We start from the raw sequence: 15,048 nt of genomic DNA, 5'->3' as shown, positions 1-15,048 counted from the left end.
TTCTACGTAGATATTATCACATTTTTTTACTCTTTCACAAAATCTTCAAAAACATTTTGCCGATTCAAGCAGGGTTTTCATGGGTATTGTAGAATATAGAATATAGTTTAATTAAAAGGGGGGTCAGCAATGATCTATAACGTTCGCGGGGAAAACATCGAAGTAACTCCAGCGTTGCGTGAGTATGTGGAGAAAAAAATCGGGAAATTGGAAAGATATTTTGATTACACGGAAGATGTTCATGTTCATGTGAATTTAAAAGTATATAACGATAAACAAGGAAAAATCGAAGTGACGATTCCAATGCCGCATTTGTTGCTTCGGGCGGAAGAACGCCATGATGATATGTATGCGGCCATTGATTTAGTTGCCGATAAATTAGAAAGACAAATCCGCAAGCATAAAACGAAAGTAAACCGCAAATTGCGTGATCGCAATAAAGAAAAAGAAGTAAAACAAGTACTTGTAGCGCAAAACAATGCTCCAGTAGTAGAGGAGAATGAGGAAGAAGAATTTGAAATTGTCCGTACGAAACATTTCAGCTTAAAACCGATGAACAGCGAAGAAGCGATTTTGCAAATGAATTTGCTTGGCCATAACTTTTTCATCTTTACCAACGCGGAAACGAACCGTACAAACATCGTCTACCGCCGCAAAGACGGGAAATACGGCTTAATTGAAGCGAACTGATCCTTCATCCCCTGCTGGCTTTCGGCAGGGGATGTTTTCCTGTCGGATAGGAGGGAGAACGAAAAAATGACATCGCAAGAATGAGGGGATCTCCGTTTTCCATTCATCTTTTTCTTTTCCACATTTTCCTCCTCTCCCGTTTCCGGCGTCTGAGTTGTCACCCATTCGTGTACATGATATGATGTAAATTAGTGATTCTATTGAAAAATAAGGAGCGTTTTCTATGCTTGGAGTATTGAAAAAGGTGTTTGATCCAAACAAACGCCACCTGAGTCGTTTAGAAAAGATCGCGGACCAAGTCGATGCGCTTGGACCAGAAATGGCAAAGTTATCGGATGAGCAGTTGCGACAAAAGACCGAGGAGTTTAAAGCCCGCTATCAACAAGGCGAATCGCTTGACGATCTTCTTGTTGAAGCGTTTGCCGTCGTGCGCGAAGGGGCAAAGCGCGTCCTTGGCTTATATCCATATAAAGTGCAAATTATGGGCGGTATCGTTCTGCATGAGGGCGATATCGCGGAAATGAAGACAGGGGAAGGAAAAACGCTGACGGCGACGATGCCGGTTTATTTGAATGCCTTGACGGGAAGAGGCGTGCATGTCGTGACGGTCAACGAATATTTGGCAACCCGCGACGCGACCGAGATGGGCAAGCTGTACGAGTTTTTAGGCTTGACCGTCGGTTTGAACTTAAGCGGCATGTCGCGCGAAGAAAAGCAAGCGGCGTATAATGCCGATATTACGTATGGCACGAACAACGAATTCGGCTTTGACTATTTGCGCGATAACATGGTGCTTTATAAAGAGCATATCGTGCAGCGCCCGCTTTACTACGCAGTTATTGACGAGGTCGACTCAATTTTAATTGATGAAGCGCGGACGCCGCTCATTATTTCCGGTACGGCGCAAAAATCGACAAAGCTGTATATCCAGGCGAATGCGTTTGTGCGCACGTTGAAAAAAGATGTCGACTATACGTACGATGAAAAGACAAAAAGCGTGCAGCTGACCGAAGAAGGGATTACGAAGGCGGAAAAAGCGTTTGGCATTGATAACTTATTCGACTTAAAGCATGTGACGCTCAACCATCATATTAACTTGGCGCTAAGAGCGCACGTGACGATGCAGCGGGATGTCGATTATGTCGTCGAAGACGGCAAAGTCGTCATCGTCGACCCGTTTACCGGGCGCTTAATGCATGGACGCCGTTACAGCGATGGATTGCATCAGGCGATCGAGGCGAAAGAAGGGCTCGAAATTCAAAACGAATCGATGACGCTCGCGACGATCACGTTCCAAAACTATTTCCGCATGTACGAAAAGCTGGCGGGAATGACGGGGACGGCAAAAACGGAAGAAGAAGAATTCCGCAATATTTATAACATGCGAGTCATTGTTATTCCGACGAACAAGCCGGTCATTCGCGAAGACCGTCCGGACTTGATTTTCCGGACGATGGAAGGAAAATTCCGCGCCGTAGTGGAAGATATCGCGCAACGTCATGCGAAAGGGCAGCCGGTGCTCGTTGGGACGGTGGCGATTGAAACGTCGGAATTGCTTTCGGATATGTTGAAAAAACGCGGCATTCCGCATAATGTGTTGAACGCGAAAAACCATGCGAAAGAAGCGGAAATTATCGCCCAAGCCGGTCAAAAAGGCGCGGTGACGATCGCGACGAACATGGCCGGGCGCGGTACCGACATTAAGCTCGGTGAAGGAGTGAAAGAGCTCGGCGGTTTGGCGGTTATTGGTACGGAGCGCCATGAAAGCCGGCGGATCGATAACCAGCTGCGCGGCCGTTCCGGACGCCAAGGCGATCCAGGGGTATCGCAGTTTTATCTGTCGCTCGAAGATGAACTCATGCGCCGCTTTGGTTCGGAAAGCTTAATGGCAATGATGGACCGCCTAGGTATGGACGATTCGCAGCCGATCCAAAGCAAAATGGTGACAAAAGCGGTGGAGTCGGCGCAAAAACGGGTCGAAGGCAACAACTTCGATGCGCGCAAACAGCTCCTTCAATACGATGACGTATTGCGCGAACAGCGTGAGATCATTTATCGCCAGCGCTATGAAGTGCTTGACTCCGACAACTTGCGCGGCATTATCGAAAAAATGATTCAATCGGTCATTGAGCGAGTGGTCAACGCGCATACGCCAAGAGAAGAGCTTCCGGAAGAATGGAATTTAAAAGGAATCATTGATTACGTCAATGCCAACCTGTTGCCGGAAGGCGATGTAACGATCAATGATTTGCGCGGCAAAGAGCCGGAAGAAATGATCGAGCTTATTTGGGAAAAAGTAAAAGCGCGCTATGATGAAAAAGAACAGCAAATTCCGCCGGAACAAATGCGCGAATTTGAACGCGTCATCGTTCTTCGTGCCGTCGATATGAAATGGATGGATCATATCGATGCGATGGAACAGCTGCGCCAAGGCATTCACTTGCGCGCATATGGACAAGTGGATCCGCTTCGCGAATACCAAATGGAAGGGTATGCGATGTTTGAAAACATGATCGCTTCCATTGAAGAAGAAGTGGCAAGATATATTATGAAAGCCGAAATTCATAGCAATCTCGAGCGCCAGGAAGTAGCGAAAGGCGAAGCGGTTCATCCGAAAGAAGGAGAAGGGGAGACGAAGCGGAAACCGTACCGCAAGGCGGTGCGCATCGGCCGCAACGACCCTTGCATTTGCGGCAGCGGCAAGAAGTATAAACATTGCTGCGGGAAAAACGCATAATGAAAACGGCAAAGTGGGGGGATTTCCTCTCACTTTGTTTTGCGCGAAAACGGGGCATGAGCCCATTGGCGAGAATGGAAAAGTTCAGTACAATAAAGTAACGAGGTGAAGGCATGATGATTGATTTAATTGAAATTAAACAGGAATTAGAAAAAATGGCTAAGCGATTAGCGGAAATAAGGGGGTCTCTTTGACCTCGAAGCGAAACAGGCGCGCATTCGTGAGTTAGAAGAACAAATGGCCGCGCCAAACTTTTGGGACGATCAAAAAGCAGCGCAGACGGTGATTGCGGAGTCCAATGCGCTGAAAGATTTAGTGAGCGAATTTGAAGCTTTGCAAGAGCGCTTTGAAAACTTAGAAGTCACGTACGAATTGATTAAAGAAGAGCCGGATGAAGATTTGCAGCAGGAGCTGGTCGCGGAAGCGAAAAAATTGACGAAAGACTTTAGCGAATTTGAACTTCAGCTCTTATTAAACGAGCCGTATGATAAAAACAACGCGATTTTAGAGCTGCATCCTGGCGCGGGCGGCACGGAATCGCAAGACTGGGCTTCGATGCTGCTAAGAATGTATACGCGCTGGGCGGAGAAAAAAGGGTTTAAGGTCGAAACGCTGGACTACTTGCCTGGGGAAGAAGCAGGTATTAAAAGCGTTACCCTTTTAATTAAAGGCCATAATGCCTACGGTTATTTAAAGGCGGAAAAAGGCGTGCACCGGCTTGTGCGGATTTCGCCGTTTGACGCGTCCGGCCGCCGTCATACGTCGTTCGTTTCTTGTGAAGTCGTGCCGGAGATGGATGATGATATTGAAATTGAAATCCGTCCGGAAGAGATTAAAGTTGACACGTACCGCTCGAGCGGCGCCGGAGGGCAGCACGTGAATACGACCGATTCGGCGGTGCGCATCACCCACCTTCCGACCGGCATTGTCGTCACATGTCAATCCGAGCGCTCGCAAATTAAAAACCGCGAAAAAGCGATGAACATGTTAAAAGCAAAGCTTTACCAAAAGAAACTGGAAGAACAGCAAGCCGAGCTTGCCGAAATTCGCGGCGAACAAAAAGAAATCGGCTGGGGAAACCAAATTCGTTCGTATGTATTCCATCCTTACTCGCTTGTCAAAGACCATCGCACGAATGTTGAGGTCGGAAACGTGCAAGCGGTGATGGATGGCGAGATCGATATCTTTATTGACGCTTATCTGCGTTCAAAACTAAAATAAAACGAAAAGGCATCTATTATCGCTCGTTCGATAGTAGATGCTTTTTTTGTGTAAACTAACTTTAACACGTTATCGCTTTATTCGGCTGTCATTTACTTGCGGGAATGGGCGTGCTATACTCACATGGGAGGTTTGGCAAATGGGAAGAAGAAGTCGGTCTAGACACCCAAAGATGGAACTTGTCATGGAATATGTGTACATATTGATTGGCTCTGCCATCGTCGCGGTAGCGTTTAACGTTTTCTTATTGCCAAACCGCGTCGCTTCTGGTGGGGTAAGCGGTATTAGCACGATCACCTATGCGTTGTTTGGATGGCAGCCGGCTTATGTCCAGTGGTCGCTGAACATTCCGTTATTTATTGCGGGAGTCGTGCTGCTTGGCCGGCAGTTTGGCATAAAAACGCTTGTCGGAACGGTGTTTTTGCCATTTGTCGTGTATGTAACGAAAGGAATTGAACCAGCCACTCATAATCCATTACTGGGCGCGCTGTTTGGCGGCATTGGCGTCGGCCTTGGGCTTGGCATCGTTTTTCGCGGCAAAGCGTCGACGGGCGGAACGGATTTAGCGGCGCAAATTATCCATAAATATACAGGGTTGTCGCTTGGGATGTGTGTCATTTTAATTGATGGGCTGATCGTCTTAACGGCGGCGTTTGTGTTTGATATTGAGCGGGCGCTATATGCGCTTATTGGCCTTTATGTGACAAGCAAAACGATCGATTTAGTCCAAGTCGGCCTCGGCTATTCGAAAATGGCGCTGATTATTACGAATGAAGAAGAAAAGGTGCGCCAGGCCATTTTGCACGAAATTGACCGCGGGGTTACCAAACTGCCGGCCTATGGCGGCTATACGGAGCACGAGCGCCCGGTGTTGATGTGTGTTGTGCAGCAATCGGAGTTCACAAAATTGAAACAATTGGTCAAAAACATTGATCCATCAGCGTTTGTCGTGGTGACGAACGCATCGGAAGTGCTCGGTGAAGGTTTCAAGCGTGCGTAATTTTTGGAGAAATCGGTTATAATAAACGTGGATTACTTTTCAATAGGGGGAGTTCACTGATGAAATGGAAACTTGCTACTGTATTTCTTGGTGCTTCGCTAGCGCTTGCAGCCTGTGGCGGCGGCAACAATGCAACGGATAACAACAATGCCAATAAGGGCGGAGGGGATACTGCAGCAGCAGAGCAAATTTTCCAACAAAACTGTGCTTCTTGCCACGGGAAAGATTTATCAGGCAATGTCGGGCCAAACTTACAAAAAGTCGGAAGCAAATATTCGAAAGATGAAATTAAAAAGATTATTGAAAATGGACGCGGCGGCATGCCAGCCGGTGTGATTAAAGGCGCAGATGTGGACAAAGTTGCAGAATGGCTTGCGTCCAAAAAATAAGGACTAAAGTCCGGTTAAAGTCCGGTTCCCTTGTCGGGGCCGGGCTTTTGTTTATGTAATGTATTTGAAATATAAATGTAAAATTACAACTTTCGAAATGATGTTATAATAAACGTTGCGGAATTTTGTATAATATGTTCGAAATGAGACGAAACAGCTCGAGGGATGACAACAAAGACAATGAGACTAGGTGATTAAAAATGATCGAAATGCAGGATGTATATAAGACATATCCGAATGGGGTTGTCGCGTTAAATGGCGTTAACGTTCGCATAAAACAGGGAGAATTTGTCTATGTCGTTGGGCCTAGCGGCGCGGGAAAATCGACGTTTGTGAAAATGATGTACCGTGAAGAAAAACCGACAAGCGGTACGATCATGGTGAACGGAGTAAATCTCGCAAAATTAAAAGACAGTAAAGTTCCATTGTTGCGCCGGAATATTGGCGTCGTATTTCAAGACTTCAAATTGCTTCCCAAGCTAACGGTATATGAAAATGTAGCGTTCGCTTTGGAAGTAATTGAGGAGTCACCGAAAGTCATTCGCAAAAAAGTGATGGAAGTACTGGAATTAGTCGGCTTAAAACATAAAGTCCGCTCCTATCCAAACGAGCTTTCCGGCGGGGAACAGCAGCGCGTTTCCATTGCGCGCTCGATCGTCAACTCTCCGAAAATTGTGATCGCCGATGAGCCGACAGGAAATTTAGACCCAGAAACATCATGGGGGATTATGGAAATATTTGAGAAAATTAATAACCGTGGCACGACGATCGTCATGGCGACGCACAACCGCGAAATTGTCAATACGATTCGCCGTCGTGTGATCGCCATCGAAAATGGAAAAATCGTCCGCGACGAGGCGAAGGGGGAATACGGCTATGAGGCTTAATACCCTGAAACGCCATGTACGGGAAAGCGTCAAAAGTCTTGGCCGCAACGGCTGGATGACGTTTGCTTCTATCAGCGCGGTGACGGTCACATTGCTATTAGTCGGCGTGTTCTTAGTGATCATGTTTAATATGAACCATTTTGCGCAAAAAGTTGAGGATGATGTCGAGATTCGCGTCCATATTGATTTAACGGCAACGGAGCAGGATAAACAGGCGTTGCGCGCAAAGATCGAGGCGATCCCTCAAGTAAAGCAAGTCCAATATTCCTCGAAGGATAAAGAATTGAAAAACTTAATTAAAAGTTTTGGTGAGGAAGGTTCCTCATTTCGCTTATTTGAACAGAACAATCCGTTAAGCGACGTATATGTGGTGAAAACGGCCAAGCCAGTCGATACGATCAAGGTAGCGAAGAAAATTGAGAAATTTCCGTTTGTCCATAAAGTGAATTACGGCCAAGGCCAAGTGGAAAAATTATTCAGCACGTTGAGGGTGGCGCGCAATATCGGGTTTGTGCTCATCATCGGGCTGTTGTTTACCGCGATGTTCCTCATTTCCAATACGATTAAAATCACGATTTTTGCGCGGCGGCGTGAAATTGAGATTATGAGATTAGTAGGCGCGACCAATGGTTTTATTCGCTGGCCGTTCTTTTTAGAAGGGCTGTGGCTTGGAGTCATCGGCGCGCTTTTCCCGATCGCCGCGATTTCTATCGTTTATTATAATATTTGGAAATTTTTTGAACCGAAAATTACGATTCCGTTTTTAGAGCTTCTTCCATTTCATCCGTTTATGTGGGAGATTAGCTTGCTGTTATTGCTTGTCGGGGCATGCATCGGCGTTTGGGGAAGCATGATGTCTGTCCGTAAATTTTTGAAAGTTTAATAGAAACAAGGGAGAGGGGAATGATTAGGATGAAAAAAAGGAAAGTGATGGCCGTTGTCACGGCGGCGGCGTTGAGTTTCGGCGCTTTTCCGCACTTCACAGGCGCGGTAAGCGACCGCGATATTCAAGCAAAGCGGGACGCGATTAACGACATTCGTGCGAAGCAGTCTACCGTTCAAGAGAAAATCAATAATGCCGATCAAGAGATTAAAAAGCTTCAATCCAAGCAAAAAGAGCTTTCCGAAGAAATTAAAAAACTGGATTTAGCAGTGGAAGAAACGAGCGGAAAAATTCGTGATTTAACAGCAGATATTGACCAAACGGAACAAGATATCGAGAAATTGAAACAAGAGATTGCCGAAGTACAAGCGCGTATTGAAAAACGAAATGAGATCTTAAGAGAACGCATTCGTTCTTTGCAAGAAAGCGGCGGAGTGATCAGCTATTTAGACGTATTGCTTGGGGCGCAAAGCTTCAGCGATTTTATTGACCGCATGAGTGCGGTGACAACGCTTTTCGAGGCCGACAAACAAATTATTCGCGAGCAGGAAGAAGATAAGGCGCTAAAGGAGAAAAAAGAAAGCGAACTGACGGAAAAAAGAAACCGACTGCAAGAAAATTTACAAGAGCTACAGCAGCTGCAACAACAATTAAATCAACAAATGGACGAGAAAAACCGTCTAATGGCTCAGTTGAAGCAAAAAGAGCAAGAACATGAAGATAAAAAAATGGCGCTCCAAGAAGAACAGGAATTGCTGAAAAAGCAGGAAGCAGCCGTAAAAATGCAGCTCCAGCAGCTAGAGGAGCAAAAACGTGCTGAGGAACAAGCGAGACAAAGAGCGGCTGTTCAACCACGACATGCATCTCAGCCGCAACATACATATTCTGCTCCTGCGTCTGTCGGAAGCACGCATGAGGATAGCGGCGATTCCGCTAGTTCGAACGTTCCGCCAGTTACCAGCGGCGTGTTTATGAGACCAGCGAACGGTCCGATTACATCCGGATTTGGTTATCGTAGTATGGATCACGAGTTCCATCCGGGAATCGATATCGGCAAGACCGCGCCTGTCGTCCCTGTGGTGGCAGCAGCGGACGGATATGTGTTCCGTTCCTATTTATCTAGCAGCTACGGAAATGTTATTTTCATCACGCATGTCATCAACGGCCAAGTATACACAACGGTATACGCGCACCTTGATGCGCGCCTTGTCGGCGAAGGACAGCGTGTTCATAAAGGACAGCTCATCGGCTATATGGGCAATACCGGTGAAACGACAGGACCTCACCTTCACTTCGAACTGCATCGCGGGGAGTGGAACCCTGCGAAAACGAACGCGGTCAATCCACTTGACTATATTAATTAATCTTTTAACCGTCAAACCGAGCGGCGAAACACCGCTCGGTTTTTTTTGTTGACAGTATATACATCTCTGTTTTATAATTATCTCGAATTCGAGAATTATTAAATAAAGATAAATTGGAAAGGGGTATGTATCATGATGGCTAGTATCGGATTATTATTAATCCGTTTCGTATTTGGATTGACGTTTGCCGGACACGGCGCACAAAAGTTGTTTGGCTGGTTCGGAGGACACGGGCTGCAAGGAACGGCAGGATGGATGGAGTCGATCGGATTAAAGCCAGGAAAGGTGATGGCCTTTGCGGCAGGGGCAGGCGAACTAGTCGGCGGTATTTTGTTTGCTCTTGGTTTATGGACTCCGCTTGCCGCTTTATTTATGGTCGTATCGATGATAGTGGCTATTGTGAAAGTGCATGGTCCAAACGGATATTGGATAACCCAAAATGGCTATGAGTATAATCTTGCCATTATTGTGGTGGCTATTGGCGTTGCGCTTATCGGTCCAGGACAATATGCGCTAGATACCATTCTTTTTCGGTAAATGATCCATGAAAGGAGAAATGGGAAGGATGATCAAGGTTTACCCTGCCGAATCCCGCTATCATGCTGATTACGGGTGGCTAAAAACGTATCATAGTTTTTCATTCGGCGACTATTATGATCCGAACAATGTTCAGTTTGGCCCGCTGCGCGTCTTAAACGATGACTTTGTCGCGCCACTGCGCGGCTTTGGCGCGCACCCCCATCGAGAAATGGAAATTGTTTCGATTGTCCTAAAAGGATATTTGAAACACGAGGACAGCGCAGGCCATACCGCGACGACGACGTTTGGCGGCGTGCAGCGGATGTCGGCCGGTACAGGCATTATTCATTCAGAAGTGAACCCGTCGGCGACAGAAGAGGTAAACTTTTTGCAGATTTGGTTTTTGCCAGAAGTCAACGGGTTAACGCCATCGTACGAACGGACGACGTTTGATGTAGAAAAAATGAAAAACGCGTTGCTTCCCATCGTGGCCAAACATCCTTCCTCGCCGGAAATTGCCCATATCCACCAAGATTTAACGATTTATCTTTCTGACTTGGAAGCAGGAAAAGAGCTTACGTTTACACAGCCGGAAGGGAGAAGAATTTTTCTATTTGTCATTGAAGGCGAGCTTACGCTGAATGGGGAAACAACGTTGCATAAGCGCGATTCCGCGCGTATTACTGAAACTCCTGTCCTTGACATTGCGTCTAAACAAGGAGCGCGTTTTATGCTGATTGATTTGCCATAATCAAACAGGCATCACTTGCCATTTGGCGGGTGGTGCTTGTTTTTTTTCCAACCCATATGAGTTGAGAAAATGGCGGTGAGCGTGTAAACTAATAATGCAGAGAACGCAAATGCAATCATATTAGGTACAAGCCGGTCATATGATGAAAATACAAGGCATCGCACGGCCTATGGTGTGGTGCCTTTCCTGTATGGCATAGGGTGAGGAGGAAACAATGGTGAAGAAACAAACAGTAGCAGTACTAATGGCTTTATCGATGTTAGTCGGTGCCGGTGGAACTTATGCGGGCATGCAGCTTGCAGCGCCTGATAGCAATCGGGATATAACGATGGTTGCGCCAGATCAAACTTTTACCAATGCGGATGAGAAAGAGTTGAAGAAAGTCGAGCAAGCGTATGAACTGATTAAAGATCGATATGTGGAGAAAGTAGATGATAAGAAACTGATCCAAGGCGCCATTCAAGGAATGATCAACACGCTGAATGACCCGTATTCTGTCTATATGGATGAAGAAACGACGAAACAATTTACTGAGTCGCTTGACTCTTCTTTTGAAGGAATCGGCGCCGAAGTCAGCATGATTGACGGAAAAGTCACGATTGTCGCTCCGATTAAAAATTCGCCGGCAGAAAAAGCGGGATTAAAGCCAAACGATCAAATTTTACGGGTGAATGGCCAAAGCTTAGAAGGGCTTGATTTATATGATGCTGTGTTGAAAATCCGCGGCAAAAAAGGAACGACCGTGCAATTGGATATTCTCCGTCCTGGCGTAAAAGACGTGATTAAAGTAAAGGTCGTCCGCGACGAAATTCCGATTGAAACGGTTTATGATTCTGTTAAAACGTACAACGGCAAAAAAGTCGGCTATTTGGAAATAACGTCGTTTTCCGAAAATACGGCGCAAGATTTTAAAAAGAAATTAGCGAAATTAGAAGCGGAGCATATCAACGGGCTAATCATTGATGTGCGCGGCAATCCAGGCGGCTATTTGCAAAGCGTCGAGGAAATTTTAAAACAGTTTATTCCGAAAGATAAACCGTATGTGCAAATCGAGGAGCGCAATGGCGATAAACAGCGGTTTTATTCTGATTTACCGAAGAAAAAACCGTATCCGATTGTCGTGTTAATTGATAAAGGCAGCGCCTCCGCCTCGGAAATTTTAGCTGGCGCCATGAAAGAAGCAGGGGGATATAAGCTTGTCGGTGAAACATCGTTCGGAAAAGGAACGGTACAGCAGGCAATTCCAATGGGAGATGGCAGCAACATTAAATTAACGCTGTATAAATGGCTGACGCCGGATGGCCACTGGATTCATAAAAAAGGAATTAAGCCGGACGTCGTAGTCAAGCAGCCTGATTACTTCCATGTCAGTCCGCTTCATATTGAAAAAACGCTGTCGTTTGATATGAACAATGAGCAAATCAAAAATGCCCAGCAAATGTTAAAAGGGCTTGGCTTTGATCCAGGCCGCACGGACGGCTACTTCAGCAAAGGAACAGAGGCGGCGGTCAAAGCGTTCCAAAAAGCAAATAAACTTCCGCAAACCGGAAAAATCGATAAAAACACCGCCGAAGTGCTGCAGTCCAAAATAATGGATGCCATTCGTGACAAGGATCATGATGTACAATTAAAAACGGCGATGAAAGTGTTATTTGAATAAAACAAAACGGGCAACGCCAAGGGGCGCTGCCCGTTTTGTTTTTCATTAAATACCGTATAAAATTCCCGCATTAAGCAACCGACACGTATTCATAGCCGCACTTTTTCTTTTTCCGATAGAGACGAAAGCGACGGGGAACGCAATACTTTTTCAATCGTAAACCGCGGTCGCCGCTTTACTTCTTGATAAATTTTGCCGATATACTCCCCGATGAGGCCGATTCCGATCAGCAGCAAGCCGCCGATAAACCACAAGGAAATCATCAGCGACGTCCAGCCCGATTCAGCATGGCCGAGCAACTTCACAATGAGTGCGTATATGCCGGCGACACTGCTGAGAAGGAAGGCGATAAAACCGATGAACGTGATCCAGCGAATCGGCGCGACGCTAAATGACGTAATGCCATCGAAAGCAAACGCCAGCATTTTTTTGAGTGGATATTTCGATTCACCCGCAAAACGTTCTTTACGATCATAAAGTACTTGCGTCGACCGAAAACCAAGCAGCGGCACCATTCCGCGCAGGAAAATATTGACTTCCGGATAGCGGCTTAATTCTTCGAGCGCCCGCTTGCTCATTAAGCGGAAATCGGCATGGTTGTATACTAGCTGGACGCCTAACTTTTGCATGAAACGATAAAACCATTGTGCGGTTGCCCGTTTAAACCATGTATCGGTATCCCGGCTGCGCCGCACACCGTAAACGATGTCATATCCTTCTTGGTATTTCACGACAAATTCGCGAATGACGGAAATATCATCTTGCAGATCGGCGTCGATGGAAATGACGCAGTCGGAATCTTGTTTTGCCGTTTCCAGTCCGGCGAGCAGCGCCTTTTGATGGCCAAAGTTGCGCGACAGCTTCACGCCGGTGACAAACGGATTCTGTTCGCTTTCTTGTTCAATCAACTCCCACGTACGGTCTCTGCTTCCGTCATCAACAAACATGATTTTGCTTCCGATTGCGATTAACCCGTCTTCCAATAAATTTTCCAGCACGTTTGTTAACTCTTTTGCCGTTTTCGGTAAGACTTCTTCTTCGTTATAACAAGGAACGACAATCGTCAAAATCGGCTTGTTCATCATTTTTCCTCCTCTCATTCCACTTCGTATAAATAAATTTTCCAAACGGATTCATGATCGCTAAACGTTTTTAACAAACGAAGATGAATTTGTTTCGCGTTCATGATTGGGACGGAAGAGAAAATATAGCGTCCTCCCATCTGCTTAAACACTTTCGTATTGATATCGAAATGATGAATTTTTTTATGAGATGTTTTGCGGAACATATAGTTTTTCCCGAGTTCCGCAGAAAACAGATAGACGCGGTTGCCCCAATGGTCAAAATAATCTTTCAGAACCGGGCTTTTATCAAGCTCCTTGGCGATGATTTTGCGAAATTGATGCTTGTATGATAACGGATAAAAATTGTTATACGTATCAAGCGTATAAAATCCATTATATTGCGCGATGGCTGGATGAAGCCCAACGCTTGCGACGCGATATGAACTTTGTGGTTTGCCGATATAGTTTTTGATTTCATTAAACAAGTGTTCGGCGTAAAATTCTTTAAATGACGGTGATCCAATAAGACGATAGCGAATCTCCTCATTAAAACCGCCAAGAATCAATAGCTGCAGCGCCAGGGCGACGGGGACCACGCGTTGCCACTTTATTCCCCGCTTCCAAAGAATTTGCAGCGCTAACGCAAAATCTAAATAGATCACCATTGGCCGCAAAAAGTGAAACCGGGCGAAATTAAACGTATTTAATAGTGAAAAACGCTCTTTTAGCGGCTGCCATCCTTTATAAAACCAAAACGCATACCATGTCGACAAGACAAAATTGAGCACGAATAGGAAAAGAAATCGTTTTTCCAGCGTTTCGTTTCGTTTAGCCAAAGCAAAAAAGAAAGCGATCCATAAGATAGGCAGAATGACATACGTATGAACGGTCATCACATGCGTATGGCCGAGCAAGTAGTTTTTGAACGTCAGCTGCACGCACTGGAAGAAACTAAGCTTCGAAGAGAGAAATTCGTTTCGGCTCGTTGGTTCTTCTCCAAATACGAGTGAATAAACGAGCCGATATTCAATCGCTAGAAACACGCTTGTCATCAATGCGATCGCGCCAAAAAACGGCCAGTTCCATTGTTTGCGGACGATGACGTCACGCAACCACAGCAGTGCCATGGCGGTAAGGAAAAAGAAAAAGCCAAGCACGAAACTCGCGTAAAACGGCAGGAGCACAAGGACGAGCCATTCTTTCCATGTCGCTTCGCCTTTTCGGATCGTTAAAAAGGACCATAGCGCCAGCGGCATGCCAAGGGTGCTTAACATGCCGGACGGCCAAAACGGAGTAAGCGCGAATGCCAATGATGCGCCGACGCGAATGAGATAGGACTCTTTCGCGGGCAGGAAATGGCGCTTTAACAATAAATACATGCCAATGAACGCAAAAACGCGGGTAATCGTCTGGCTAAGCGCATAAGCTACCATCGAAGGAAACAGCGCATGGAGCCAAACGATGCCGCTGAATTCGGTGCCGAACGCGTTGCGCGGAAGGCCATTAATCACTTGCGGAATCGTTGCGTTAATCGGGCCGAACAGCTCACCGCTCCGCGTCAGCACTTTATACCAAGCGATGTTCGAATCCATGTTGTCATGAACTCGAATATGCGCATTTTCCCCTAGTATATAAAGCGGAGAAAGGTAAATAGCTAAAAGAAGTATCGCAATTCCTATAGCAACTCGTTCGTTCCGCTCCATCGTTCTTTCGCTCCTTTTCATACGGCTTCAGTAAAACACCGTTTATTATAACAAATAACGAAAAAGAACGAAAACACGGTTCATTATAAATAACGATTATTAAAAAATGATAAAAAATAGGTGAAGAAGATGTGAAGGAAGTTTTTGTGAACCTCCCCTGACTAATCAAAGATTCTAGTC

Annotated in this window: 13 protein-coding genes; 11 read left to right on the top strand and 2 right to left on the bottom strand. The window is 45.9% G+C overall.

Annotated elements, in window-relative coordinates:
- Window positions 1-129 precede the first annotated feature (129 nt).
- The 11 genes from hpf to BDD39_RS15210 all read left to right on the top strand — a co-directional run bounded on the left by hpf (window position 130) and on the right by BDD39_RS15210 (window position 12,101).
- Window positions 130-690, top strand: a complete 561-nt coding sequence (gene hpf / locus BDD39_RS15260; RefSeq protein ID WP_166911994.1) for a ribosome hibernation-promoting factor, HPF/YfiA family — start codon at window positions 130-132, stop codon at window positions 688-690.
- Window positions 691-913: 223 nt separating this feature from the next.
- Window positions 914-3,427: a preprotein translocase subunit SecA gene (secA, locus tag BDD39_RS15255; protein ID WP_166911991.1), complete on the top strand. Its 2,514-nt coding sequence runs from the start codon at window positions 914-916 to the stop codon at window positions 3,425-3,427.
- 119 nt (window positions 3,428-3,546) lie between these two features.
- Window positions 3,547-4,648, top strand: a protein-coding gene (prfB, locus tag BDD39_RS15250) for a peptide chain release factor 2 (protein WP_166912449.1) whose coding sequence is annotated in 2 segments (ribosomal slippage) — window positions 3,547-3,618 and window positions 3,620-4,648 — 1,101 coding nt in all. Because the reading frame shifts where the segments join, the coding sequence is not laid out codon by codon here.
- A 139-nt stretch (window positions 4,649-4,787) separates the two neighbouring features.
- The gene (locus BDD39_RS15245) at window positions 4,788-5,648 is read left to right on the top strand and encodes a YitT family protein (protein ID WP_166911989.1); all 861 of its coding nucleotides are present in this window, start codon (window positions 4,788-4,790) and stop codon (window positions 5,646-5,648) included.
- A gap of 59 nt (window positions 5,649-5,707) precedes the next feature.
- Window positions 5,708-6,037, top strand: coding sequence for a cytochrome c551 (gene cccB, locus BDD39_RS15240; protein WP_166911987.1), 330 nt, complete (start codon window positions 5,708-5,710; stop codon window positions 6,035-6,037).
- 200 nt (window positions 6,038-6,237) lie between these two features.
- A complete protein-coding gene (gene ftsE / locus BDD39_RS15235) occupies window positions 6,238-6,924 on the top strand; it encodes a cell division ATP-binding protein FtsE (protein ID WP_166911985.1) in 687 nt (228 codons plus the stop codon).
- Window positions 6,914-7,807: a permease-like cell division protein FtsX gene (gene ftsX, locus BDD39_RS15230; RefSeq protein ID WP_166911983.1), complete on the top strand. Its 894-nt coding sequence runs from the start codon at window positions 6,914-6,916 to the stop codon at window positions 7,805-7,807. The genes ftsE and ftsX overlap by 11 nt, the downstream gene beginning before the upstream one ends.
- Before the next feature lie 29 nt (window positions 7,808-7,836).
- Window positions 7,837-9,171 (top strand): murein hydrolase activator EnvC family protein, encoded by a 1,335-nt coding sequence (locus BDD39_RS15225; RefSeq protein ID WP_166911981.1) that lies wholly within the window; start codon window positions 7,837-7,839, stop codon window positions 9,169-9,171.
- Window positions 9,172-9,306: 135 nt separating this feature from the next.
- Window positions 9,307-9,708 carry a DoxX family protein gene (locus BDD39_RS15220; protein WP_166912446.1) on the top strand — a complete coding sequence of 134 codons (402 nt, stop codon included), beginning with the start codon at window positions 9,307-9,309 and terminating at the stop codon, window positions 9,706-9,708.
- Window positions 9,709-9,736: 28 nt separating this feature from the next.
- Entirely contained in the window at window positions 9,737-10,441 is a 705-nt protein-coding gene (locus BDD39_RS15215) for a pirin family protein (protein WP_166911979.1), read from the top strand.
- A gap of 217 nt (window positions 10,442-10,658) precedes the next feature.
- On the top strand, window positions 10,659-12,101 hold the full coding sequence (locus BDD39_RS15210; protein ID WP_166911977.1) for a S41 family peptidase: 1,443 nt from the start codon (window positions 10,659-10,661) through the stop codon (window positions 12,099-12,101).
- A gap of 89 nt (window positions 12,102-12,190) precedes the next feature.
- On the opposite strand, the gene BDD39_RS15205 is transcribed toward BDD39_RS15210, so the two are convergent.
- Together BDD39_RS15205 and BDD39_RS15200 are read right to left on the bottom strand one after the other, a co-directional pair.
- Window positions 12,191-13,183: a glycosyltransferase family 2 protein gene (locus tag BDD39_RS15205; RefSeq protein WP_166911975.1), complete on the bottom strand. Its 993-nt coding sequence runs from the start codon at window positions 13,181-13,183 to the stop codon at window positions 12,191-12,193.
- 14 nt (window positions 13,184-13,197) lie between these two features.
- On the bottom strand, window positions 13,198-14,868 hold the full coding sequence (locus BDD39_RS15200; protein ID WP_166911973.1) for a DUF6044 family protein: 1,671 nt from the start codon (window positions 14,866-14,868) through the stop codon (window positions 13,198-13,200).
- Window positions 14,869-15,048: the final 180 nt, after the last annotated feature.

The sequence above is a fragment of the Saccharococcus thermophilus genome, assembly GCF_011761475.1.
In the GTDB taxonomy this organism is placed as follows: Bacteria; Bacillota; Bacilli; order Bacillales; family Anoxybacillaceae; genus Saccharococcus; species Saccharococcus thermophilus.
Note: the sequence above shows the minus strand (reverse complement) of the source record. Positions and strands in the feature narration are given on the sequence as shown.

Bases quoted from the DNA above. Each gene is read 5' to 3' on its own strand.
- hpf (WP_166911994.1), top strand. From the start codon at position 130: ATGATCTATAACGTTCGCGGGGAAAACATCGAAGTAACTCCAGCGTTG.
- secA (WP_166911991.1), top strand. From the start codon at position 914: ATGCTTGGAGTATTGAAAAAGGTGTTTGATCCAAACAAACGCCACCTG.
- BDD39_RS15245 (WP_166911989.1), top strand. From the start codon at position 4,788: ATGGGAAGAAGAAGTCGGTCTAGACACCCAAAGATGGAACTTGTCATG.
- cccB (WP_166911987.1), top strand. From the start codon at position 5,708: ATGAAATGGAAACTTGCTACTGTATTTCTTGGTGCTTCGCTAGCGCTT.
- ftsE (WP_166911985.1), top strand. From the start codon at position 6,238: ATGATCGAAATGCAGGATGTATATAAGACATATCCGAATGGGGTTGTC.
- ftsX (WP_166911983.1), top strand. From the start codon at position 6,914: ATGAGGCTTAATACCCTGAAACGCCATGTACGGGAAAGCGTCAAAAGT.
- BDD39_RS15225 (WP_166911981.1), top strand. From the start codon at position 7,837: ATGAAAAAAAGGAAAGTGATGGCCGTTGTCACGGCGGCGGCGTTGAGT.
- BDD39_RS15220 (WP_166912446.1), top strand. From the start codon at position 9,307: ATGGCTAGTATCGGATTATTATTAATCCGTTTCGTATTTGGATTGACG.
- BDD39_RS15215 (WP_166911979.1), top strand. From the start codon at position 9,737: ATGATCAAGGTTTACCCTGCCGAATCCCGCTATCATGCTGATTACGGG.
- BDD39_RS15205 (WP_166911975.1), bottom strand. From the start codon at position 13,183: ATGAACAAGCCGATTTTGACGATTGTCGTTCCTTGTTATAACGAAGAA.
- BDD39_RS15200 (WP_166911973.1), bottom strand. From the start codon at position 14,868: ATGGAGCGGAACGAACGAGTTGCTATAGGAATTGCGATACTTCTTTTA.